The sequence below is a fragment of the Brevibacterium gallinarum genome, from assembly GCF_014836885.1.
Lineage (GTDB): Bacteria > Actinomycetota > Actinomycetes > Actinomycetales > Brevibacteriaceae > Brevibacterium > Brevibacterium gallinarum.
Genome location: NZ_JACSPY010000004.1, coordinates 124,484 through 147,206, shown reverse-complemented (window position 1 = coordinate 147,206; position 22,723 = coordinate 124,484). Strand labels below are relative to the sequence as shown.

General features: G+C 67.2%; 18 protein-coding genes and 1 tRNA gene. 7 read left to right on the top strand and 12 right to left on the bottom strand.

All coding sequences use genetic code 11. From position 1 onward, the window contains the following. Window positions 1–9: 9 nt before the first annotated feature. Together H9634_RS06165 and H9634_RS06160 are read right to left on the bottom strand one after the other, a co-directional pair. Window positions 10–579, bottom strand: coding sequence for an NUDIX hydrolase (locus H9634_RS06165; protein WP_191725832.1), 570 nt, complete (start codon window positions 577–579; stop codon window positions 10–12). Then, window positions 551–1,990 carry a zinc-dependent metalloprotease gene (locus H9634_RS06160; RefSeq protein WP_191725831.1) on the bottom strand — a complete coding sequence of 480 codons (1,440 nt, stop codon included), beginning with the start codon at window positions 1,988–1,990 and terminating at the stop codon, window positions 551–553. Before H9634_RS06160 ends, H9634_RS06165 begins: the two co-directional genes overlap by 29 nt. Before the next feature lie 233 nt (window positions 1,991–2,223). On the opposite strand from H9634_RS06160, the gene H9634_RS06155 reads away from it, so the two are divergent. The 4 genes from H9634_RS06155 to H9634_RS06140 all read left to right on the top strand — a co-directional run bounded on the left by H9634_RS06155 (window position 2,224) and on the right by H9634_RS06140 (window position 8,063). Beyond that, window positions 2,224–3,411: a YlbL family protein gene (locus H9634_RS06155; RefSeq protein ID WP_318245020.1), complete on the top strand. Its 1,188-nt coding sequence runs from the start codon at window positions 2,224–2,226 to the stop codon at window positions 3,409–3,411. A gap of 24 nt (window positions 3,412–3,435) precedes the next feature. Then, a complete protein-coding gene (locus tag H9634_RS06150; protein ID WP_191725830.1) occupies window positions 3,436–6,429 on the top strand; it encodes a UPF0182 family membrane protein in 2,994 nt (997 codons plus the stop codon). 133 nt (window positions 6,430–6,562) lie between these two features. Continuing rightward, window positions 6,563–6,636, top strand: a tRNA-Met gene (locus tag H9634_RS06145). 251 nt (window positions 6,637–6,887) lie between these two features. Then, on the top strand, window positions 6,888–8,063 hold the full coding sequence (locus H9634_RS06140) for an MFS transporter (protein WP_318245019.1): 1,176 nt from the start codon (window positions 6,888–6,890) through the stop codon (window positions 8,061–8,063). Here the strand turns inward: H9634_RS06140 and H9634_RS06135 are convergent. The 7 genes from H9634_RS06135 to H9634_RS06105 all read right to left on the bottom strand — a co-directional run bounded on the left by H9634_RS06135 (window position 8,056) and on the right by H9634_RS06105 (window position 14,659). Then, complete coding sequence (locus H9634_RS06135) at window positions 8,056–9,327, bottom strand: aminotransferase class I/II-fold pyridoxal phosphate-dependent enzyme (RefSeq protein ID WP_191725829.1); 1,272 nt, start codon at window positions 9,325–9,327, stop codon at window positions 8,056–8,058. The two genes, H9634_RS06140 and H9634_RS06135, sit on opposite strands and share 8 nt — an antisense overlap. Then, on the bottom strand, window positions 9,320–10,096 hold the full coding sequence (hisN, locus tag H9634_RS06130; RefSeq protein ID WP_191725828.1) for a histidinol-phosphatase: 777 nt from the start codon (window positions 10,094–10,096) through the stop codon (window positions 9,320–9,322). Before hisN ends, H9634_RS06135 begins: the two co-directional genes overlap by 8 nt. Window positions 10,097–10,174: 78 nt before the next feature. Beyond that, the gene (gene rsgA, locus H9634_RS06125; protein ID WP_191725827.1) at window positions 10,175–11,215 is read right to left on the bottom strand and encodes a ribosome small subunit-dependent GTPase A; all 1,041 of its coding nucleotides are present in this window, start codon (window positions 11,213–11,215) and stop codon (window positions 10,175–10,177) included. A 2-nt stretch (window positions 11,216–11,217) separates the two neighbouring features. Next, a complete protein-coding gene (aroA, locus tag H9634_RS06120) occupies window positions 11,218–12,519 on the bottom strand; it encodes a 3-phosphoshikimate 1-carboxyvinyltransferase (RefSeq protein ID WP_191725826.1) in 1,302 nt (433 codons plus the stop codon). Between the two features lie 5 nt (window positions 12,520–12,524). Further along, the gene (locus tag H9634_RS06115) at window positions 12,525–13,004 is read right to left on the bottom strand and encodes a DoxX family protein (protein ID WP_191725825.1); all 480 of its coding nucleotides are present in this window, start codon (window positions 13,002–13,004) and stop codon (window positions 12,525–12,527) included. A 172-nt stretch (window positions 13,005–13,176) separates the two neighbouring features. Continuing rightward, window positions 13,177–14,295 carry a fatty acid desaturase family protein gene (locus H9634_RS06110; protein ID WP_191725824.1) on the bottom strand — a complete coding sequence of 373 codons (1,119 nt, stop codon included), beginning with the start codon at window positions 14,293–14,295 and terminating at the stop codon, window positions 13,177–13,179. A 160-nt stretch (window positions 14,296–14,455) separates the two neighbouring features. Further along, window positions 14,456–14,659, bottom strand: a complete 204-nt coding sequence (locus tag H9634_RS06105; protein WP_102159650.1) for a cold-shock protein — start codon at window positions 14,657–14,659, stop codon at window positions 14,456–14,458. A gap of 668 nt (window positions 14,660–15,327) precedes the next feature. Here H9634_RS06105 and H9634_RS06100 point away from each other — a divergent pair. Together H9634_RS06100 and rsrA are read left to right on the top strand one after the other, a co-directional pair. Continuing rightward, window positions 15,328–16,164 (top strand): sigma-70 family RNA polymerase sigma factor, encoded by an 837-nt coding sequence (locus tag H9634_RS06100; protein WP_404801674.1) that lies wholly within the window; start codon window positions 15,328–15,330, stop codon window positions 16,162–16,164. Continuing rightward, window positions 16,161–16,457, top strand: a complete 297-nt coding sequence (rsrA, locus tag H9634_RS06095) for a mycothiol system anti-sigma-R factor (RefSeq protein ID WP_191725822.1) — start codon at window positions 16,161–16,163, stop codon at window positions 16,455–16,457. Before H9634_RS06100 ends, rsrA begins: the two co-directional genes overlap by 4 nt. 69 nt (window positions 16,458–16,526) lie before the next feature. Here the strand turns inward: rsrA and H9634_RS14995 are convergent, their stop codons facing one another. The 3 genes from H9634_RS14995 to H9634_RS06085 all read right to left on the bottom strand — a co-directional run bounded on the left by H9634_RS14995 (window position 16,527) and on the right by H9634_RS06085 (window position 21,103). Further along, complete coding sequence (locus H9634_RS14995; RefSeq protein ID WP_375544706.1) at window positions 16,527–16,604, bottom strand: 50S ribosomal protein bL37; 78 nt, start codon at window positions 16,602–16,604, stop codon at window positions 16,527–16,529. A gap of 95 nt (window positions 16,605–16,699) precedes the next feature. Further along, a complete protein-coding gene (locus H9634_RS06090; RefSeq protein WP_191725821.1) occupies window positions 16,700–17,314 on the bottom strand; it encodes a GDSL-type esterase/lipase family protein in 615 nt (204 codons plus the stop codon). A gap of 3 nt (window positions 17,315–17,317) precedes the next feature. After that, window positions 17,318–21,103: a multifunctional oxoglutarate decarboxylase/oxoglutarate dehydrogenase thiamine pyrophosphate-binding subunit/dihydrolipoyllysine-residue succinyltransferase subunit gene (locus tag H9634_RS06085; protein WP_318245018.1), complete on the bottom strand. Its 3,786-nt coding sequence runs from the start codon at window positions 21,101–21,103 to the stop codon at window positions 17,318–17,320. A gap of 99 nt (window positions 21,104–21,202) precedes the next feature. Here H9634_RS06085 and guaB1 point away from each other — a divergent pair, with 99 nt between their 5' ends. Next, window positions 21,203–22,657, top strand: coding sequence for a GMP reductase (gene guaB1, locus H9634_RS06080; protein ID WP_191725819.1), 1,455 nt, complete (start codon window positions 21,203–21,205; stop codon window positions 22,655–22,657). Window positions 22,658–22,723 lie beyond the last annotated feature (66 nt).

Genomic DNA, 22,723 nt, shown 5'->3' with positions numbered 1-22,723 from the left:
GCCTGTGAGTCAGCGCTGTGCGAGCTGGTGAGCAGCATCCCACAGCTTCGGAAGCCGGTCGGTCAGATCCGGCATGAGCTGATCCGGCAGCGCATCGAGGCTGAACCAGCCGAGCGCGTGGGACTCCGGCGAGACGCTCACCGATTCGGTCTCAGAGGCATCGGCTGCGAAGAGCACATCCCGGTGACGGGTGCACCGGCCGTGCTGGGCTGAGAGGGTGTACGAGGTCACGGACACAGGCATGGGGGAGAACCAGCGCCAGGAGCACAGACCCGCCTCCTCGCTCAGCTCGCGCGCGGCTGCGGCAGCAAACGAATCATCATGCGCCTCGACGTGGCCACCGAACTGCATCCACTTGCCGGTCTTGCGGTGCTGCTGCAGAAGCACCCGCCGATCATCGGCTGCGAGGTCGAAGACGACGCAGCTGGCAGTGAAGTGATCCGGACCGGCGCTCTTCGACAATGCGGCAGGCCCCGCAGCGAGCAGAAACTCTGCCTGCGGGGCCTGTCCGGCGCTGCGCAGCTCGGCAGCGAAGTCGTTCAGCGCTCGATCAGCGCTCATCATCCGCATCGGTGCCATCGGCGGCTCCACTGTCACCGTCATCTGCTGCGCCTGCGCTGCTGTCAGCATCGTCAGCGGTCGGCTTCTCGGCCGAACCTTCACTCAGGATCTTCTCGAGCGCCTCGTCGATCTCGGTCTCACTCGACCAGGCTTCCTGACGGCGCTCCCGGTAGCCGAGCGGATCATCAAGATCCTTGGCGCTCGGCAGCAGATCCGGGTGGGTGAAGATCTGGTCGCGTGCCTCAGCGCCCTCGGACTGCTCCAGGTATCCGAACAGTGCGACGGCATCGCGCAGTCGGGTGGGCACCAGTTCGAGGCCGACGAGTTCGGCGAACCGGCGATCAGCAGAGCTCTGGGTGGCCAGCCGGCGATGGAGCGCCTCCCGGATCGCATCGCGCTCGCTCAGCGCCTCGCAGGCGGAGTAGGTGACGACATCAGCCCAGCCGGCGATGACCGACAGCAGGTTCTGCACCTGCTCGAGGGCCGCAGCCTGCTGCGGGGTCTGCTGCGGGTTGAAGAGGCCCTCGCGGACCTCCTGGCTGACCTGCTCCAGGTTGCTCGGATCGATCTGCCCGGCCAGCCCCTCGATGCGGCCCATATCGACTTCGATGCCGGAGGCGTACTTCGCCAGCGCCGTCTCGACGTGGCCGGCCAGCCACGGGGCGCGCGTGAACAGCCACAGGTGGGCAAGCTCACGCACGGCCAGGTAGATGCGCAGCTCCTTCGGGTCGATGTCGAGCTCTGCTGCGGCGCCGACGATGTTCGCGTGCACCAGCACCGGCCTGTCACCGGCGACCAGCGGCAGGCCGATGTCCGTCGACGTCAGCACCTCACCGGAGAGTCCGCCGAGCGCCTCACCGAGCTGCACGCCGAACATCGAGCTGCTCATCGAGGCGAACATCTGCGAGGCACCGGCGAGCATCGGCTTGAGCTCTTCGGGTGCCTGCTCGGCGATCGTGCTCGTCAGCGCCTGGGTCATGTTCGTCTGCACCGGGGCGAGGAACTTCTCCCAGCCCGGCAGCGACTGGTGCACCCATTCCCTGCGGGTCAGGGTCTGCGCATCTCCGATCCTGGCCGGCTGGTCGGTGACCTTCGCCAGCCACAGCTCAGCGACACGGAACGCATCCCGGCTGGCGGCGGCAGTCTCCTCGCTGACGTCCGGATCGGGAGTCGGCACCTTGTCCTCGGCGGCCTTGAGTGCTGCCTTCTGGGCACCGGCTCCGCTCATCATCTCCTGCAGCTGCTGCATGATCCCGCCGAGCATCGCCGGGTCGAACGGGAACCCGCCGGGCATGCCCTGCTGGCCGCCGGAGCCGCCGCCGGGGCCGCCGAAACCTGCACCGCCGCCGGGTCCGAAGAACATGCCGAACATGTTGCCGAAAGGATTGTTCTCGTCAGGCTGCTGTTCGTTGTCGTTCTTATCGGTCATGCGGACCCCCTGGTTCGGTGCGGGCGGTGGTAGTCATGTCAGGCTAACCGGAGAAGCTGGTCAAATGTTCCGAACCACCGGTCCCGAGGCGGTCGTTTCGTCCTCGGCGAAATGCGCGCCGGCCCTCGCACACACAGCCGGCGGACAGGGGATTCCTGAGTGGTTCCCATCCGGTGCCTCGTCTAGACTGGAGCAGGTCTGTTCACTGGTGCGTATCGAAAGGGTTGAACCACGTGACGAACAACGCCGGAGCCGGTTCGGGTCACGCACCTGAGCCCGCCCCCGTCGGCGCGCCGCAGACCCCCACGACCAGCGCTGACAGCGCCGCAGACCCGGCAGGGAAGCCGGCCGGCAGGCCCCGCGCCCGCTCCGGTGGGATCCTGTCCGGAATCATCACCTACGGCCTCGTGCTCGCCTGCGCACTCATCCCGGTGCCCTATCTGCTGCAGATGCCCGGCCCGGTGGTCAACACCCTCGAGCCGGTCGACGGTAAAGATCTCATCACGATCAGCGGCACCGAAACGTATGAGGCTGAGGGCCAGCTCGACATGCTCACCGTCGCCGTCGCCGGCGGCCCGGGCAACACCGTCTACGCCTCCGAGGCGCTGCGATCGGTCATCAAAGGAACCGATACCGTCGTGCCCAACGAGACCTACTACCCGCTGACGACCACCCGCGAGGACGTCACCGGCCAGAACACCGCCCAGATGGCCTCCTCGCAGGACACCGCCACCGCTGCTGCGCTCGGCGAGCTCGGCATCGACTACTCCTCTGTCACCACCGTCGCCGAGGTCGTGGCAAACTCGCCGGCAGACGGGCAGGTCCAGCCCGGAGACGAGATCACCTCGATCGACGGCACCGGACTCGGAGGCGACCCCGATGCCGCGACGGCAGTCGCGGCGGCCGTCACCGAATCCGAGGGCAGCGTGCAGCTCGGCCTCAAGCGCGGGGACAACGAGCTGTCTGTCGAACTGGAGCCCAAGCCGGTGCACGGCAAGAAGATGATCGGCATCTCGATGCAGCAGCGCTTCGACTTCCCGTTCGAGGTCACCTACAACGTCAAAGACATCGGCGGGCCCTCAGCAGGCATGATCTTCGCCCTGACGATCATCGACGAACTCACCCCAGGCAACCTCACCGGCGGCACGCCGATCGCCGGCACCGGCGCCATCGATCCCGCCGGGACCGTCTCGCCGATCGGCGGGGCCCGGCAGAAGGTCAGCGCCGCCTCGGATGCGGGTGCCGAGTACTTCCTGTCACCGGCGAAGAACTGCCCCGAGGTGGTCGACGCCGCCGCCTCCACAGATCTGAATGTGGTCCGCATCGACACGCTGTCCGATGCCCACGCTGCGGTCGAGGACATCGCCGCAGGAAATACCGACAGCCTTCCGCAGTGCGACGCCCAGCAGGGCGCGCGATGACACCGCTTCGACGAAAGGGAACGAGTGACGTTTTCCGCCGGTCCACCCCGTAAGCCCGGTTCGCCCGGTCGGCCGCAAGGCCGGTCGACGAAGGTCTCGCCGCTGGTCCTCACGCTCATCGGCGTGGCCGTCGTGCTGGGCCTGTTCGTCGTGTTCGCGCAGGTCTACACCGACATCCTGTGGTTCGACCAGCTCGGCTTCCTGCAGGTGTTCACCACCGAATGGGTCACGAAGATCGTCCTGTTCGTCATCGGTGTGCTGCTCATGGCCGCACCGCTGTGGCTGTGCCTGAACCTGGCCCACCGCAAGCGGCCGGTCTATGCGCCCACGACGCCGCAGCAGGAGAACCTCGACCGCTACCGCGAGGCCATCGAACCGCTGCGCGCAGTCGTCACCATCGTCGCCTCGCTCGTCGTCGGTGTGCTCGGCGGCATCGCCCTGTCGGCCTCCTGGCAGCAGGTGCAGATGTTCCTGCACTCCACCCCGTTCGGGATCAAGGATCCCGAGTTCGGCTGGGACGTGTCCTTCTTCGTCTTCCAGCTGCCGGTCATCCGCCTCATCGTCGACTACCTCGGCATGGTCGCGCTGCTGGCCTTCATCGGCTCGCTGGTCGCCCACTACCTGTTCGGCGGGCTGCGTCCCGGTGAGCAGCGCGGTCTCGACATGACCCGTGCGGCTCAGGTGCAGATCGCCATCACCGCCGGCGTGCTCATCCTGCTGCAGGCCGCCCGCCTGTTCGTGCTGCGCTACGAGTCGCTGACCAACACCAGCGGCATCGTCACCGGTGCCACCTACACGACCAGCAACATCACGCTGCCGGCGATGCTCATCATTGCCCTGGCCGCGCTCGTCGTCGCGCTGCTGTTCCTTGCCAACGCCTTCCGCAGCATGTGGAAGCTCTCGATCGTCTCGGTCATCATGCTGCTCGTCCTCGGTGCTGTGTCGGTCATCGGCCTGCCGGCTGCCGTGCAGCAGTTCCAGGTCTCGCCCTCCGAGCAGTCCCTGGAGCGCGAGTTCATCCAGCGCAACCTCGACGCCACCCGCTACGCCTACGGCATCCAGGACGTCGATGTGATCCCGTACTCGCCGACCACCGAAGGTGAGCCCGGCGCGCTGCGCGCCGATGCCGAGACCGCCGCCTCGGTGCGTCTGCTCGACCCGAACCTGGTGTCCGATACGTTCCGCCAGCTGCAGCAGCAGCGTCCGTTCTACAGCTTCCCCGAACAGCTCGACGTCGACCGCTACCGGATCGACGGCGAGATGCAGGACACGGTCATCGCGCTGCGTGAGCTCAACCCGGATTCGCAGGCGGATTCCTCGTGGCTCAACCAGGCCGTCGTCTACACCCACGGCTTCGGTGTCGTCGCCGCGTACGGCAACCGCCAGGGCAATGACGGCCAGCCGTCCTTCCTCGAAGCCAACATCCCGCCCACCGGTGAGCTCGGCGAGTACGAGCCGCGCATCTACTTCGGAGAGCGCTCACCGCTGTACTCGATCGTCGGCGCACCCGACGGCGCCGACCCGCGCGAGATCGACTACCCCGCTGACGGCGACGACGGCGAGGCCCAGGTGTACAACACGTTCTCCGGTGAGGGCGGACCGTCTGTCGGCAACTTCTTCAACCGCCTCGTCTACGCCGTGAAGTTCCAGGACGAGCAGATCGTCCTCTCCGATGCGGTCAACGAGGAATCCCAGATCCTGTACGAGCGCACCCCGCGTGAGCGCATCAAGCGCGTCGCCCCGTTCCTCGAAGTCGACGGCGACCCCTACCCGGCGGTCATCGACGGGCGCATCAAGTGGATCGTCGATGCGTACACGACGAGCCCGCACTACCCGTACTCGACTCCGCAGGTGCTGCAGGATGCCACGCAGGACTCGAACACCGAGCGCAGCGGCAGCCAGCAGGCGCTGCCGCCGCAGCAGGTGAACTACATCCGCAACTCGGTCAAGGTCACCGTCGACGCCTATGACGGCGAAGTCGACCTATACGAGTGGGAAGACGACGACCCGGTGCTCAAGACCTGGATGAAGATCTTCCCGGGCCTGTTCAAGTCCACCGATGAGATGAGCGCAGACCTCATGGCGCACGTGCGCTACCCCGAGGACCTGTTCAAGGTGCAGCGTCAGCTGCTCACCCGCTACCACGTCGACGACGCGAACTCCTTCTACACGGGCCAGGACTTCTGGACGCTGCCGACGGACCCGACGGTCAACCAGGAGCGCAACCTCCTGCAGCCGCCGTTCTACCTGACGCTGCGCATGCCCGGCCAGGAGAAGCCGTCGTTCTCGCTGACCTCGTCGTTCATCCCGCGTCAGGCCCAAGGCCAGACGCGCAACAACCTCACCGGCTTCCTGGCGGCCAACGCCGATGCCGGTGAGGAAGCCGGCACGAAGAGCGAGGACTACGGCCGGCTGCGTCTGCTGCAGCTGCCGCGCAACACGACGTTCCCCGGCCCGGGCCAGGCGCAGAACAACTTCAACACCGAGCCTGAGATCCAGTCGAGCCTCAACCTGCTGCGCCAGGGTGAGTCGCAGGTGCAGAACGGCAACCTGCTGACCCTGCCGGTGGCCGGCGGTCTGCTGTACATCCAGCCGGTCTACGTCCGCTCGGCCGGTGAGACCTCCTACCCGGTGCTGCAGCGCGTGCTCGTGGCCTTCGGTGAGCAGATCGGCTTCGCCCCGACCCTCGATGCCGCCCTTGACCAGGTGTTCGGCGGTGACTCCGGCGTTCAGGCCGGTGACGCCGGCCAGGAGCCGGTCGACGAGGACGAGGGTGCGACCGGCGGCACCCAGCCGGAGGAGACTGCCGACCAGGCTCTCGCCAACGCCCTCGACAAGGCCAAGCGGGCCATGGAGGATTCTGACAAGGCCCTGCAGGACGGCGACTTCGCCGCCTACGGTGAGGCACAGACGCGCCTGCGGGAGGCCCTCGACGAGGCGATGAAGGCGGAGAACGAGGCCTCGCCGGCTGACAGCGAAACCGAACCCGGTGACGCTGCCACCGACGGCGGCAACTGAGCCCGCCGGCCCCGTGCCCGAGGCGGCGGTCACCACTGCGGTGACCGCCGCCTCGGCGATTCAGGCAGTGTTAACAAGGTCACCATCAGGGATTTGGACGCACGTCAGGACTGCCGTATAGTGGAACGTGCGCCGCGGGGTGGAGCAGTTCGGTAGCTCGCCGGGCTCATAACCCGGAGGTCGGAGGTTCAAATCCTCCCCCCGCCACGAGAAAAGGCCCGCTGACCAGCAGAAATGCCAGGTCAGCGGGCCTTCTGCTTACCTCCGAGCAAGAGCAACTGCGGGTTGATGCTCCCAAGGCGGGTTGATGCCCACGACGTGTGGATGGGTTCGGCGCGTCATCGGTGCCGTGTCTCGACCGCAAAGCAAGGGACGAGCATCACCTGGAGCGCTGCGCGCATCGGCGGTCGTGGTGAACCGATTGCGCACCGCTGAACGCTGGATGCAAGAATGACGTGGTGAAATCCTCAGCCGCCTACGTTCTCGTCGTCATCGGCATCGTCGCCGCCGGTTTCAACCTGCGGCCCGGCGTCACCGGGCTCTCGCCGCTGCTTGACATGATGGCTCAGCCGCTGGGCGTGACCGCCGCATTCCTCGCCGTGATCGGGATGCTGCCCCCGCTCATCTTCGGCATCGCAGGATTCCTCACTCCACGCCTGACGATCCGCTGGGGTGCGGTGAGCGTCATCAGCCTGGCGATGATCATCATCGCTGCCGGCCTGGCCATCCGCAGCGCCACCGGCTCACCGGTGGTCTTCCTGCTGCTCTCAGGGTTCGCACTCATCGGCATGGGCATCGGCAACGTCGTCATCCCACCGCTGGTGAAGGGATTCTTCCCCACCCGGATCGGCCTGTTCTCGACCATCCACGTCGCAGCCCTGCAGTTCGGCACGTTCATCCCACCGATCCTGGCGGTTCCGCTGGCACAGGGACTGGGATGGCGGGGCTCACTGGCCGTGTGGTCACTCGCCGCTGCCGTCCCCGCCGCGATCTGGCTGCTGCTGTGGATCAGGCGCGTGACCCCCGAAGCCGCCCCGAACTCCGCCGTCGTGTCCTCTGGCCGCTACCTGGAGCTCTTCCGCAGCAGCCGGGCGTGGGCGCTCATGCTCATGACCGGCATCACCTCGTTTAACAACTTCATCCTCTTCACGTGGCTGCCGCTCATCTTCGTGCGCGCCGGCTTGTCCGAGAGCTTCGGCGGGGCGATGCTCTCACTGGTCACCGCGATCCCGTTCGTCCTCGGGCTGGTGCTGCCAATGTTCGCCGAACGCGTGCGCAGCCCGGTGGCCGTGGTGCTGGCCTTCTCCGCCTGTCTGGCGGCCGGCTACCTCGGGCTGTGGCTGGCTCCGGCTGCCGCGCCGGTGCTGTGGACGGTGCTGCTGGGCCTGGGCATCTCGACGTTCCCGCTGGCCCTGACCCTCATCAGCCTGCGCTCCTCAAGCACCGAGTCAGCTGCTGCCCTGTCCGGATTCGTCCAGGGCCTCGGCTACTGCCTGGCCGCCGCCGGCCCGCTCATCTTCGGATTCCTCGTCCAGTCCAGCGTCATCTGGCCGGCGTTCGCACTCGTCCTCGGTTCGGTCGTGGTCAAGGCGTTCGTCGCCGCACGGGCCTGCCAGCCCGGAGCGATCAGCTGAGCTTCTCGGCTGCCGCCCGCACACGGCGTGCAGCCTCAGCCGTCTCCTCCTCGCTCTTGCAGAAGGAGTAGCGGATCGTCTGCGCGAAGGCCTCACTGACCGGGGTGCCGGCTGCGCACAGCGCGGGGCCGGGGATCCCGGTGAATCCGAACTCGCGGGTCAGCCGTTCGTTGAGCGCATAGGCGTCCTCATCGGTGGTGCCGGCGAAGTCGACGAGCGTGAAGTAGCCGCCCTGCGGCTGGGAGACACGCACGCCGGGCAGGTGCTCGAAGGCCGGGACGAGGGTCTCCGAACGGGCAGCGAGGCTGCGCGCCGAGGTGTGGGCGAAGTCCTCATGCTCGTTCAGTGCTGCAGCGACCGCCGGCTGGAAGGGCGCGCCGCCGGTGAAGCAGAAGTACTGCTTGACGGCCTGGATGGCCACGCGCACCGCGGGAGCGGCGATCGTCCAGCCGATCTTCCAGCCGGTGATGTTGAAGCTCTTGCCCGCAGACGAGATCGACACGACGCGTGAGGGGTCGTCGACGATGCTGGCCAGTGCCACATGCTGCCGGTCGCCGAAGACGAGGTACTCGTAGACCTCGTCGGTGAAGATCCAGGCGTCGCTGTCGACGGCTGCCTGGTAGATGCGGGTGAGCATCTCGGCGGTGAACACGAGCCCGGTGGGGTTGTGCGGCGTGTTGACGATGATCGCTGCCGTCTGCGGGCCGATGGTGCGTTCGAAGGCCTCCCAGTCGGGTGCGAAGCCGCCCGCGCCGTCCTCGATGAGCCCGACGGCGCGCAGCTTCCCGCCGGCCAGTGCGGTGGCGGCGGCATAGGAGTCGTAGAACGGCTCGAAGACGATGACCTCGCCGCCGCGGGGGACGAGGGCGACGATCGCAGCGCTGAGCCCCTCGGTCGCTCCGATGGTGATGAGCACCTCGTCAGCCGAGACTTGCTGGCCGTAGCAGCGGCGCCGCTGCTCGGCGACAGCGTCGATGAGGACGCGGTGGCCCTGGCCGGGGGCGTACTGGTTGACCCCGGCGCGCATCGCCTCGGTCGCGGCGTCGATGAGGAAGTCCGGTGTCGGATCCCCCGGCGATCCCTGCCCGAGGTTGATCGCGTCGTGGCGGCCGGCCAGGGCGGTCATCTGCCCGAAGATCGTCTCACCGATCGACCCATCGGCATTCACCAGCCCGGCTGCGGTGGCCATCTGGTGCCACGTCGGGGCCGCGTACAGGCCGGGGTGGGCAGCATTGCGGCTGCCGGACTGGGTGGCATCAGACATAGGTGAGAACCTCCGTGTGCAGTCGTCCGTTGGTGGCCAGGCCGTTGGCGCCGAAGGGCCCGGGCTGGCCGTCGAGATCGGTGAAGCTGCCGCCGGCTTCGGTGATGATCGGCACGAGCGCGGCCATATCGTAGAGCTCGAGCTCTGGTTCGCAGGCGATGTCGACGGTTCCTTCGGCGACCATCATGTACGACCAGAAGTCTCCGTAGGCCCGTGTGCGCCACACCTGATCGGTCAGCGCGATGAAACGGTCCCGATCCCGGTGGGTCGCCCAGCCGGTCAGCGACGAGTACGACAGCGACGCATCACCGAGCGTGCCGACGGTCGAGACCCGCAGCCGCTCGGGCTCACCGCCGCCGAGTCCCGGCGCCAGGGTGCGGAATGCACCGCTGCCTGCTGCGGCATACCAGCGCATCCCGAGCGCGGGGGCGCTCACGACGCCGACCAGCGGCCGCGCGCCGTCGTAGAGGGCGATGAGGGTGGCGTAGACGGGCACGCCGCGCACGAAGTTCTTCGTCCCGTCGATCGGGTCGACGATCCAGCGCCGCGATGCCTGCCCACGGCTGCCGAACTCCTCACCGTAGAACGCATCCTCTGGACGTTCGTCGCCGATCGCCTTCCGCAGCATCTGCTCGACTGCCTGGTCGGCATCGGTGACCGGGGTCAGGTCCGGCTTCGTCGAGACGTGGAAGTCATGCGACCGGAAGCGCGGCAGGCTGATGGCGTCGGCCTCATCGGCCAGGCGCAGTGCGAGTGCGAGATCGTCCATGGTGACACTGTAGCGGTGCCGTTGGCTGTGCCTGCGGCCTGGTCGGCATATGGAAAAGGCAGGCGCCAGGGGAGAGGTTCAGTAGGCCGGCTGCTGCAGGCCGCCGAGCAGGCGGCGCAGGGAGGCCAGCCGCTGCGGCCCGGCTTCCCCGGCCTTCCCCTCGGCGACCCATGCGTCGAGTGCGCAGTCGGGGGCGTCGTCGAGGTGTGTGCATCCGCGCGGGCAGTCGGCGGTGGCCTCGACGAGTTCGTCGAAGGCGGTGAGCACGCTGTCGATGTCGACGTGGGCGAGTCCGAAGCTGCGCACTCCGGGTGTGTCGATGAGCCAGCCGGAGTCCGGCAGCGGCAGGCACAGCGCCGAGGACGAGGTGTGGCGTCCGCGCCCGGTGACGGCGTTGACGTCGCCGATCGCCCGGTCGGCTGCCGGGATGATCGCGTTCATGAGCGTCGACTTGCCCACCCCGGAGTGCCCGACGAGCACCGACAGCCGCCCGGTCAGCTCCGGCAGCAGCTGCCCGATCTGCGGGCGGCCGGTGGCGTCGAAGCCGCAGGCCACCACCCGCACACCGGCTGCGGCATAGTAGTCGCCGATCGCGTCGAGCGGGGCCAGGTCGAGCTTGGTGACCGCGATGAGCGGCTCCATGCCGGCATCGAAGGCGGCGACGAGCGCCCGGTCGATGAGCCCCCAGGACGGTTCGGGGTCGGCGGCGGCTGTGACGATGACGAGCTGGTCGGCATTGGCCACCAGCACCCGTTCGGTCGGGTCGGTGTCATCTGCGCTGCGGCGCAGCAGCGTCCGGCGGTCGAGGATCTCGACGATCCGGGCCATCGTGCCATCGGCTCCCGAGGTGTCGCCGACGACCCGGACGCGGTCACCGGGGACGATGGAGCGGCGGCGCAGCCGGGAGGAGCGCACGCAGGTGACGATCGGCCCGTCGACCGGTGCCTGCCCGTCATCGTCATGGACGACGACCCGGTAGCGGCCGCGGTCGACGGCCGTGACCATCGCCGTCGGGGCATCCGAGTAGTCGGGGCGCTCCTTGGTCCGCGGCCGCGAGCCCTTGCGGTTGGGCCTGGGCCGGTAGTCGTCTTCGGTGAAGTTGTTGTACCGTCGGCCCATGCTCAGCGCTCGCCTGCCAGCATGCCTGACCACAGCTGCGTGAAGGCGGGCATCGTCTTGGCCACGGTGCCCACATCAATGACCTCGACTCCGTCGACGCACAGGCCGAGCACGGCTGCGGCCATCACCATCCGGTGGTCGTGATAGGTCTCGAACCGCCCGCCGGTGCGTGCTGGGGCGTGGATCGTGAGCGCATCGGCATGTTCGGTCACCTCAGCGCCGAGCCGGCCGAGCTCGGCGGCCAGGGCGGCCAGCCGGTCGGTCTCGTGACCGCGCAGATGCCCGATGCCGCGCAGCCGGCTCTCGCCTGGTGCACACGCCGCGACAGCGGCCGTGACCGGGGTGAGTTCGCCGACCGCGGAGAGATCGACGTCGATCGGAGCCACCGCCTCGGGCCCGGTGACGCACAGGGTGCCGTCAGCGAACGCGACCTGGGCGCCGAACTCCGCTGCCAGGCCGCGGAAGGCGTCACCGGCCTGGGTCGTCTCGGCAGGCCAGTGCGGCACGCACACCTGCCCGCCGGTGACGATCGCCGCGGCGAGGAAGGTCGCGGCGTTCGACAGGTCCGGTTCGACGGTGACGGTGAAGCCGCGCGGCCGGCCGGGAGCGACCGTCCACTCGTCCGGTCCGGTGGCGCGGGCATCGATGCCGGCCAGGCGCATCGTCTCCAGGGTCATCTCGATGTGCGGGCGCGAGGGCACGGACCGGCCGGTGTGCACGAGGGTGAGCCCGTCGTCGAACAGGCAGCCGGCCAGCAGCAGCCCGGAGACGAACTGGCTGGAGGCAGAGGCGTCGATCTCGACCCGCCCGCCGGGTACCCCGCCGGGGGAGTGGAGGTCGAACGGCAGGGAGGTGGCGCCGGCTGTGATCTCGACGCCGAGGTCGCGCAGCGCCTCGATCATCGTGTCCATCGGCCGCACGTAGGCCTGTGCGTCGCCGTCGATGCGCACGCTGCGGCCGGTGGCAGCGGCCAGCGGCGGGATGAAGCGCATGACGGTGCCGGCTAGCCCGCAGTCGACGGTGGCGGCGGCGTCCGCGCCCGAGGCGGTGGCCGGCACCGGGGTGATCGTCACCTGGCCGTCGGTCGAGCGGTCGACCTCAGCGCCGAGTGCGGTGATCGCTGCGAACATGAGCTCGGTGTCGCGGCTGATGAGCGGGTTGATGATCGTCGAGGGCTCGGCTGCGACCGCGGCAAGGGCGATGTAGCGGTTGGTCAGGGACTTGGAACCGGGTACTGCGACTGTGGCCCGCACCGGTGCAGTTGCACGCGGGGCGGGCCACAGCGAGACGTCGCGCTGGGTCATCGAGTTCAGCCGAGGTTGACGGCGTCCATCGCCTTGGCGGAGGTCTTCTCGACGTTCTTGCGCAGGTCCTGCGCTGCGTGCTGGACGCGCCAGGCCAGGCCCGGCTTGCCGGCGGTGTCGACAGCGGCGATGAGCGCGCCGCCGATCATCGAGGTCTTCGTCAGCAGCGAGACCTGCGAACGCTCCTCCTTCGGGGTCAGCAGCTGCTCGCCGATGACGTCGATGAGGTAGGTGCCGACGAGCACCGTGGCGGAGAAGCGCGGGAACTTGCCGATCGCCAGCAGGGAGCCGGCGGCGACCTGTGCGACGCCGGTTGCGCGAGCGGCGAGCTCAGCGTCGATCGGGATGTCGACCTGCTTCTTCACGGCGTTGATGACCGGGGTGATCGAATCGGTTGCGGCCTGCGGATGCTTGATCCGGGAGACGCCGTTGGCGATGTAGGCCGAAGCGAGCATAGGGCGGGCGATGAGGCGAACCAGGGACACGGTGGCTTCCTTCCGATTGACGTCGATGAGTCGAGCCTGGCTCAAGCATAGTCGAAGATCAGGCTCACGCCATGCGCTGGCATGTAGATGAGCGGCCGGCTGGTGATCGCTGCTGCTGCGAGCGCTCCGGCAGACAGTCAGAGGCAAGGCGCCTTGTTCCTGTGCAGGAGGCTCAGCTGCGGCGCAGCTGGCTCATGAGCGGGCAGTCGAACGGGTCGCGGGCGGCGAGTCCGACCCGGTTGAGATAGGCGATGACGATGCCGTAGGAGCGCCACAGGCTCGTTTCGGTGTAGGGCACGTCGAAGCGCTGACAGGCATCGCGGACGATGAGGCGGGCCCTGGCCAGGTGCGGGCGCGGCATGGAGGGGAAGAGGTGGTGTTCGACCTGGTAGTTCAGTCCTCCCATGAGTGCGCTGGCCCACCAGCCTCCGGCGATGTTGCGGGAGGTGCGCACCTGCTTGGTGAAGAAGTCGATGCGCTTGGCGTCGTGGGCGAAGACCGGCATGCCCTTGTGGTTAGGGGCGAAGGAGGCGCCCATGTAGACGCCGAAGACCGCCAACTGCACGCCGAGGAAGGCAAACGCCATGCCGATCGGCAGGAAGGCGAAGACGGCGGTGAGCAGGAGGGAGAAGCGGACGGTGATGAGGCAGAGTTCGGTCCAACGCTGCTTGACCGGTCCGCGGCTGCTCAAGTGCTTGAGTCCCTGGAAGTGCAGGTTGATGCCCTCGAGGGTGAGCAGCGGGAAGAACGCCCAGCCCTGATAGCGGGTGAGCAGGCGGCGCAGCCCGCGTGACTCGGCGGCGTCTTCTTGCAGGAAGGAGATCGTGTCGACGGCGATGTCAGGGTCCTTGCCGACCCGGTTGGGATTGGCATGGTGACGGGAGTGCTTCGAATCCCACCAGCTGTAGCTCATGCCCACGACGCCGCAGCCGAGAAGGCGGGCGAGCCGGTCGTTGGCTGGGCCGGAGGAGAGGATCTGGCGGTGGGCGGCCTCATGGGAGAGAAAGGCCACCTGGGTGAAGACGACGGCCAGGCCGCCGGCGATGAGCAGCTGGAACCATGACTCGCCGAGCAGAATGAATCCTGCTGCCAGCGCGGCGAAGGCCACGGTGAGGCCGGTGCCGAGCAGCAGGTAGAAGACAGGGGTGCGGGCAAGGAGTCCGTGGGCGCGGATGGCCTGGGAGACCTCGGCGTAGGTGCGGGCCGCCGGCGGAAAGTCCTCAGGCCGCAGATAGCGGCTCGTCCGGGTCGGCTGGACGGCGGTTGTCGGTGGCGTCTGTGCGGCTGGCATCGGCAGGGCTCCTTCGGGTGTGGATGCGGGGATCCGTCAGTGCCCAGGGCAGCCGGCGGGGGAGGGCTGTCCGCAGTATGCGGTCAGCGCGGTGATGGGAGGTGGGTATGCAGCAGCGGGGCAGGGTCGTCAGACCGCTGCCCCGCTGATGTCAGGAGTCTCAGAGGACGCGCACCGAGGTGGCCTGCGGGCCCTTCGGGGTGCTCTCGGAGGTGTACTCCACCGTCTGGTTCTCCTCGAGGCTGCGGTAACCCGAGCCCTCGATGGCGCTGAAGTGCGCGAACACGTCAGCCGAGCCGTCGGAAGGCTCGATGAAACCGAAGCCCTTTTCAGCGTTGAACCACTTGACGTTGCCTGTAGCCATTGTTTTTCCTCTTTGTGTAGATATGGCCATATTCATGACCTCTTGCTCCATGCCGATAGATGTGACATGGAAATCTGTGGATTGCGCAACACGGCAGAGTTCTGCCCGGGTGCATGCACATGAGATGAACTGAGAATGATGCTGTCCGGCTTCCGCGAGTCAGAGACTCTCAACTGCCAGCATGGATGCGGGCGCGTGCAGATGTGCAGCATGAGAACGCGGCGAAGGTGCCGCGCAGAGAATGGGGGAGACTGAGATAAACCAACCGAATCGTCAGTGGCACGTCCGCGAGCTGATCGCAGGTGCCGAGATGAACAACAGCAAACCGATTCATGATCCTTGACGAAATCGGATGTGCCGCAGCGGATATCCCGAATTCCGGGTTTCATCCGCCTTGGACATCTTCAACTGTATCAGCAATTTCGGCTCACACGAATTCGCTCGTTGAGGTGGGCGTGAAATCGGGATGAACGATGCGCATCTGACCAGGGCCCGGAACCAGTCCCGGGAGCAGTCCTGGGAGCAGTCCTGGGACTTGCTGAGGTGACGCGAGGAATGGACGGCGGCCACCGCCTCGGGCACGGAATGATCGCAGGCCCTCATGCGTTGTGACTCATGAACGGCCAGCCGCGCACAGCCGGCACGACCAGGCAGGAAGGGGCGATGCGATGCCAGTCATAGAAGCGCAGACGCATAAGCGCGTACCATGGACGGTGATGACGAAACCTCTTGCTCCAGACGCACCCCAGTCCTCACCGCCGGACGAGAATCTCGATGCCGCCCACAGTGACGAGACCACCGAGACGCCCGAAGAGCAGCATGCGCGCTTCGAGCGCGATGCGCTCGAGTACGTCAACCAGCTGTATGCGGCTGCCCTGCGCATGACGCGCAACCCGGCTGATGCCGAGGACCTCGTACAGGAAACCTATGTCAAGGCCTACGCGGCCTTCCACCAGTACAGGAAGGGCACGAACCTCAAGGCCTGGCTGTACCGGATCCTGACGAACACCTTCATCAACTCCTACCGCAAGAAGCAGCGCCAGCCGCAGGAGTCCAGCGGTGAGGGGATCGAGGACTGGCAGATCGCACGCGCGGCCAGCCACACCTCATCCGGTGGCCGCTCAGCCGAGCTCGAAGCCCTTGATCACCTGCCGGATTCCGACATCAAGGAAGCGCTCTCGCAGCTGCCCGACGACTTCCGGATGGTCGTGTACTACGCCGACGTCGAGGGCCTGCCGTACAAGGAGATCGCCGAGATCATGGACACGCCGATCGGCACCGTGATGTCGCGTCTGCACCGCGGCCGGCGCCAGCTGCGTGAGATGCTCTCCGACTACGCACGCGAGCGCGGCTTCGGCGTCGAGAAGAACGGCGACACGGCAGCAGCTGATCGGAAGACCGCGACGAAGACCACGACCGCAACGAAGACCACGACCGCGAAGCAGGAGAAGACCGCGAAGCGGGACACGACTGCGAAGAAGACGACCGAGGAGGTGTCCTCATGAGCGAAGAGCCACTCAGCCACACCGGCTGCTGCGATGAGCAGAACCGCCAGAACAGCCTCATGCGGATCTACAACTACCTCGACGGCGAACTGACGCGCGAGGAGATCGACGTCATCAAAGACCACCTGGCCAACTGCTCACAGTGCCAGGACGATTACACCATCGAGGCGCTGCTCAAGGAGCTGGTGCGCCGCTCCTGCTGCCAGGATCAGGCACCGGCCGGGCTGGCCGAGCGGATCCGGGCGCGGATCGTCGTCGAGCGCCGCACCTACGTGCGCCGCACATTCGGCTGAGAGAGACCGCACGCGAAAGGCGGGGCGGAGATGTGATCTCCGCCCCGCCTTCGTCAATGTCTGAATAGATCAGGTGTTGGGACGCTTGCCGTGGTTGGCCCCACGCTTCTTGCGATCCTTACGCTTGCGAGCGCGCTTGCTTGCCATCTCGGTTCACTCCTTCTTTTGAATCCAATCCATTTTTCCACACCCGTGCCAGCGGAGCAAAACAGTCCATGCTGTCAGACGGGCGGTGCGGGTGCTCAGCGTCCGGCGAGCACGTCGGGCACAGCGAGCCAGTCGAACCATCCGCGGTGGATGACGAGCCAGGCGAGCAGACCGTAGCCCTCCTGACTCGGCAGTCCCGTCGACGATGAGGCGATCTCCCGCTGCCACACGGCATGACCGCGCAGGGGAGTGAAGGTGTCGACGTAGGGCACACCTCGGCGATGGGCGACATCGGCGAAGCCTGCGTTGAGATCGGCGATCGACCGGTTCGTCAGCTCCCCGATCGCCGGAGGCGGGCCGACGACGAACGTCGAGATCTCGGCAGCCAGGGCCGCGTCGAGGATATTGGCGAGGTTGAGCCGCGACCGGGCGGTTGAGAGCCCCGCTTCGATGTCGGCGATGCCCGGGGCGATGACGAGGCGGTTGTCGGTCTCCGACGAGAACCGGCGCATCGCTTCTGCGATGCAGCGATCATGCAGGTCAGCTGAGGTCTCATCCGGCGCTGCCAGGGTGTAGAAGTTCGCACTCGGCAGCGCGGGGTGCGTGCGGACGGCGACACGGCCGACCCATCCGAGACCGCGACCATCGCTGTGGCCGGCAACGAGTTCGCTGCCGGCCACGACGATCGAAGTGGACTTCGGGGTGCTCACGCTTCAGCGCTCGAATACGCGCTCGATGAGCTCCGCCTGCTCGGCATCGTGGACGAGCTTGAGGCCGGTCGCAGGCGACGCGGAGGCAGCCCGGGCGACGACGCGGACGTCCCGGCCGAGCACCGGCACGAGGTTGAGCGCCATGAACGGCCAGGCACCCTGGTTCTCCGGCTCCTCCTGCGCCCAGATGAGCTCGGCGTCGCCGTACTGATCGAGCACCTCGGCGATGGCGTCGGCCTCGAGCGGGTAGAGCTGCTCGACGCGCACGATCGCGGTCTTGTCGTCGCCTGCCTTCTTGCGCTTGGCGACCAGGTCCCAGTACAGCTTGCCGGAGACCATGATGACGCGGTCGACCTGCTCGGCATCGACGGAATCATCGGCGATGACCGGCTCGAACCTGCCCGAGGTGAACTGCTCGACCTGCGTGGCGGCGGCCTTGAGACGCAGCATCGACTTCGGGGTGAAGACGATGAGCGGGCGCTTGTTGTCCGTCAGTGCGTGGCGGCGGATGAGGTGGAAGTACGATGCGCCGTTCGAGGGCATCGCCACCGTCATGTTGTTCTCCGCGCACAGCTGCAGGTAGCGCTCGATACGGGCTGAGGAGTGATCCGGTCCCTGGCCTTCGAAGCCGTGGGGGAGCAGCAGCACGATACCGCCGGTCTGCGCCCACTTCTGCTCTGAGGACGAGATGTACTCGTCGATGACCGACTGGGCGCCCTGCGCGAAGTCGCCGAACTGCGCCTCCCAGCACACCAGGGCGTCCTTGCGCTCGACAGAGTACCCGTACTCGAAGCCCATCGCAGCGTACTCGCTCAGCAGCGAGTCGTAGACCCAGAACTTCGCCTGGTCGTCGCTGAGGTTCGACAGCGGCGTCCATTCGTTGCTGTTCTGGTGGTCGATGATAACCGAGTGGCGCTGGGTGAAGGTGCCGCGGCGCGAGTCCTGGCCGGCAAGCCGGACCGGCACACCCTCCATGAGCAGCGAACCGAAGGCCAGCAGCTCGGCGAAACCCCAGTCGATGCCGCCGGAGCGCGACATCTCCTCGCGCTTCTCCAGCAGACTCTTGAGCTTCTTGTGCACCTCGAAGTCCTCAGGAACCTCGGTGTGAGCCGAGCCGATCCGTTCGACAACCTCCTTCGACACCGCCGTCTTGACGGGGTTGTCGGTCTCGAGATCGTCGGGACGCTGGTAGTCCTTGGTGAAGGTGGTGTCCTTCTCCGAGCTGTCCTTCTCCGCTTCCTTCGTCTCGGCGAAGGCGGATTCCAGCTTGGACTGGTAGTCCTTGAGCGCTTCCTTCGCCTCGTCCTCGGTGATGCAGCCACGTCCGACCAGCGACTCGGTGTAGAGCTTGCGCACCGAGCCCTTCTTCTCGATCAGGGAGTACATCACCGGCTGGGTCATCGACGGATCGTCACCCTCATTGTGACCGCGGCGGCGGTAGCACACGAGGTCGATGACGATGTCGCGGTTGAACTCCTGCCGGTACGCGAACGCCAGCTGGGCGGCACGGTAGACCGCCTCCGGGTCATCGCCGTTGACGTGCAGCACCGGAGCGCTGATGATCTTGGCGACATCGGTGCAGTAGTACGACGAGCGGGCCGAAGCCGGCGGGGTGGTGAAGCCGACCTGGTTGTTGATGACGACGTGGATCGTGCCGCCGGTGCGGTAGCCGCGCAGCTCCGACAGGTGCAGCGTCTCAGCGACGACACCCTGCCCGGCGAAGGCGGCATCGCCGTGCACGAGGACCGGCAGCACCGTGAAGCCGCCCTCACCCTGGTCGATGACGTCCTGCTTGGCGCGCGTGATGCCCTCGAGCACCGGGTTGACGGTCTCCAGATGGCTCGGGTTGGCAGCCACCTGCACCTTCGTCGAGTTGCCCGACGGAGAGGTGAAGGAGCCTTCGGCGCCGAGGTGGTACTTCACGTCGCCGGAGCCCTGGAAGCTGTCCGGGGCCATGGTGCCGTCGAACTCGCGGAAGATCTGCGTGTAGCTCTTGCCGGCGATATTGGCCAGCACGTTGAGGCGGCCACGATGGGCCATGCCGATGGTGACCTCGTCCATGCCGACGTCAGCGGCCTGGTTGAGGACCTCGTCGAGCAGCACGATCGCCGATTCGCCGCCCTCGAGCGAGAAGCGCTTCTGGCCGATGTACTTCGTCTGCAGGAAGGTCTCGAAGGCCTCGGCGGCGTTGAGGCGGCCGAGGATGTGGCCCTGCTCAGCGCGGGTCAGCTCCTCATGCGGAACCTCCAGGCGCTCCTGGAACCAGCGGCGCTGCGCCGGGTCGGAGATGTACATGTACTCGATGCCGGTGGTGCGGCAGTACGAGTCGCGGAGCAGCCCGAGGATGTCGCGCAGCGGCATGATCGGCTTGCCGCCGAATCCGCCGGTCGGGAACATCCGCTCCAGATCCCACAGCGTCAGACCGTGCTGGTTGATGTCGAGATCCGGGTGGGAGCGCTGCCGGTAGACGAGCGGATCGGTGTTGGCCATGAGGTGGCCGCGGTTGCGGTAGGCGTCGATGAGCTCGATGACCCGGGCGGTCTTATTGACGTCGTCCTGGTCACCGGTGTCGACATCGGGCACCCAGCGCACCGGCTCGTAGGGCAGGCGCAGGGAGGCGAAGACGTCGTCGTAGAAGCCGTCCTTGCCCAGCAGGTACTCGTGCACAGTGCGCAGGAACTCTCCGGAGCCGGCACCCTGGATGACGCGGTGGTCATAGGTCGAGGTCAGCGTCAGGACCTTCGAGATCGCCAGCCGGTTGATCGTCTCCTGGCTGGCGCCCTGGTACTCGGCCGGGTACGTCAGTGCGCCGACACCGATGATGCAGCCCTGGCCCTTCGTCAGGCGCGGGACCGAGTGGACCGTGCCGATGCCGCCGGGGTTCGTCAGCGACACGGTGGTGCCGGCGAAGTCATCGGCGGTGAGCTTGCCTTCGCGGGCACGGTCGACGAGGTCGTCGTAGGCATCGACGAACTCCTTGAACGACAGGGACTCGGCCTTCTTGACGTTGGGCACCAGCAGCGAGCGGGTGCCGTCCTTCTTGGGCACGTCGATGGCCAGGCCGAAGTTGATGCGGCCGGGCTTGACCATCACCGGCTTGTCGTCCTGGATGTCGTAGTAGACGTTCTGGTTCGGGTTGGCCTTGAGAGCACGGATGACGGCGTAGCCGATGAGGTGCGTGAAGGACACCTTGCCGCCGCGCGTGCGCTTGAGGTGGGAGTTGATGACGATGCGGTTGTCGATGAGCGCCTTGGCCGGCAGCGACCGCACGGAGGTGGCAGTCGGGACCGACAGCGACTCGTCCATGTTCTGGGCGATGAGCTTGGCCGGTCCGCGCAGCTTGACGATCTCGTCTTCACTGGTCTCGTTGTTCGCCGGCTTCGCTGCCGATGTCGTCGAGCGCTTGCGGGCTGCGGCTGCGGACTTCGACTCCGCCTTCTGCGTCTCCGACTCCGTCACCGAGGGCGTGACACCCTTCTGGTCGGTGGAGCTGGTCTTCCTCTCCTTGGCGGGGGCGTCCTTCGCGGCACCGGTGTCCTGGTGGGCGCTGACGTCGTCGCCGGACTTCTTCTGGCTCTTCTTCTCAGATGACTTCTGCGCAGAGGGCTTCGAACCGCCGCCGGAGCCGGAGTCGGCCGGTCCGTCGCCGTTCTCGAACTTCTCGAAAAACGGCCACCATGACTTGTCCACTGAGTTCTTGTCCGCCTGGTACTGCTCATACAGCTCTTCGACAAGCCATTCGTTTGACCCGAAGTCTTCGACGCTGCGGGTGCTGGTCTGTTCCGACACGGCGGGAATCGCCCTCTTCCTCATCTGGATACTAGACGGTTTGCCACAATATTAGCGCTTCCGGGCGACAATCTCGCGTCTGAAAGGGACACTGGTGCTATGCGTTTTCTCACGGAACATCCTCCACATGACCTGACGTACTCCGATGTCTTCCTCGTCCCGCGCCGGTCGTCGGTGGCATCGCGTTTCGAAGTCGATCTCTCCACCTCCGACGGCACCGGCACGACGATCCCCCTGATCGCGAGCAATATGACGGCCGTGTCCGGCCGCCGGATGGCGGAGACGATCGCCCGGCGCGGCGGCATGGCCGTGCTGCCGCAGGACATCCCGCTGCCGGTGGCCGCCGCCACGATCGGGTGGATCAAAGAGCGCCACACCGTCTACGAGACCCCGGTGCGCGTGTCGGTCGACGACACGGTGCTCTCAGCCCTGCACCTGCTGCCCAAGCGCGCCCACGGTCACGCCGTCGTCGTCGACGACGACAGCCGCGTGCTCGGCACCGTCTCCCACTCCTCGCTCACCGGCGTCGACCAGTTCACCTCCGTGCACCGGGTGATGGAGCCGATCGAGGAGCCGGTGCAGGCCTCCCGCCTCGACGACCCCACCCGCGAGGTGCTCGCCGGCGTCTACGAGGAGCTCACCTCCCAGCGGCGGGACTTCGTGCCCGTCGTCGACGGCCAGACCCTCGTCGGCGCGGTGACCGCGCAGTCGATCCTGCGCTGCTCGATCTACACCCCGGCCCTCGATGACCAGGGCCGCCTGCGCGTGGCCGCCGCCGTCGGCGTCAACGGCGATGTCGCCTCCCGCGCCCAGGCGCTCGTCGAGGCCGGCGCCGACGTCCTCGTCGTCGACACCGCCCACGGCCACCAGGAGAAGATGCTCGAGGTGCTGGCCACCATCAGCGGCCTGGAGCTCGGCGTGCCGATCGTCGCCGGCAACACCGTCACCGCTGACGGCACCCGCGACCTCGTCGAGGCCGGTGCCACCATCGTCAAGGTCGGTGTGGGCCCGGGCGCGATGTGCACCACCCGCATGATGACCGCCGTCGGCCGGCCGCAGTTCTCCGCAGTGGCCGAATGTGCAGCCGCCGCCCGCGAGCTCGGCGCCCACGTGTGGGCAGACGGCGGGGTCAAGCATCCGCGCGATGTCGCCCTGGCACTCGTCGCCGGCGCCTCCCAGGTGATGATCGGCTCGTGGTTCGCCGGCACCCTCGAGAGCCCCGGCGATCTGCTCGTCGACCCCGACGGCCGCCAGTACAAGGAGAGCTTCGGGATGGCCTCAGCCCGCGCCGTGGCCGCCCGCACGCAGAGCGACTCGGCCTTCGACCGCGCCCGCAAGGGCCTGTTCGAAGAGGGCATCTCCTCCGGCAAGATGTTCGTCGACCCAGCCCGGCCCGGCGTCGAGGACCTGCTCGATGAGATCACCTCCGGAGTCCGCTCCTCGTGCACGTACGCGGGCGCGCGCACACTCACGGAGTTCGCCGAGCGCGCCCAGGTCGGCGTCCAGTCCGCCGCCGGCTACCAGGAGGGCATGCCGGTTCATCACTCCTGGTGAACAGGCTGCCATCTGAGATCCTCGCCCCGGGCCCGAGGCGGTGGCCGCCGCACATGGCGACCACCG

Excerpts from the sequence above, each read along its gene's own strand:
- guaB1 (WP_191725819.1), top strand. The coding sequence starts at position 21,203 with ATGCGTTTTCTCACGGAACATCCTCCACATGACCTGACGTACTCCGAT.
- rsgA (WP_191725827.1), bottom strand. The coding sequence starts at position 11,215 with ATGGGCCGACGGTACAACAACTTCACCGAAGACGACTACCGGCCCAGG.
- H9634_RS06165 (WP_191725832.1), bottom strand. The coding sequence starts at position 579 with ATGGCACCGATGCGGATGATGAGCGCTGATCGAGCGCTGAACGACTTC.
- aroA (WP_191725826.1), bottom strand. The coding sequence starts at position 12,519 with ATGACCCAGCGCGACGTCTCGCTGTGGCCCGCCCCGCGTGCAACTGCA.
- H9634_RS06110 (WP_191725824.1), bottom strand. The coding sequence starts at position 14,295 with ATGCCAGCCGCACAGACGCCACCGACAACCGCCGTCCAGCCGACCCGG.
- H9634_RS06160 (WP_191725831.1), bottom strand. The coding sequence starts at position 1,990 with ATGACCGATAAGAACGACAACGAACAGCAGCCTGACGAGAACAATCCT.
- H9634_RS06105 (WP_102159650.1), bottom strand. The coding sequence starts at position 14,659 with ATGGCTACAGGCAACGTCAAGTGGTTCAACGCTGAAAAGGGCTTCGGT.
- H9634_RS06135 (WP_191725829.1), bottom strand. The coding sequence starts at position 9,327 with ATGTCTGATGCCACCCAGTCCGGCAGCCGCAATGCTGCCCACCCCGGC.
- H9634_RS06100 (WP_404801674.1), top strand. The coding sequence starts at position 15,328 with ATGCCAGTCATAGAAGCGCAGACGCATAAGCGCGTACCATGGACGGTG.
- H9634_RS14995 (WP_375544706.1), bottom strand. The coding sequence starts at position 16,604 with ATGGCAAGCAAGCGCGCTCGCAAGCGTAAGGATCGCAAGAAGCGTGGG.
- hisN (WP_191725828.1), bottom strand. The coding sequence starts at position 10,096 with ATGGACGATCTCGCACTCGCACTGCGCCTGGCCGATGAGGCCGACGCC.
- rsrA (WP_191725822.1), top strand. The coding sequence starts at position 16,161 with ATGAGCGAAGAGCCACTCAGCCACACCGGCTGCTGCGATGAGCAGAAC.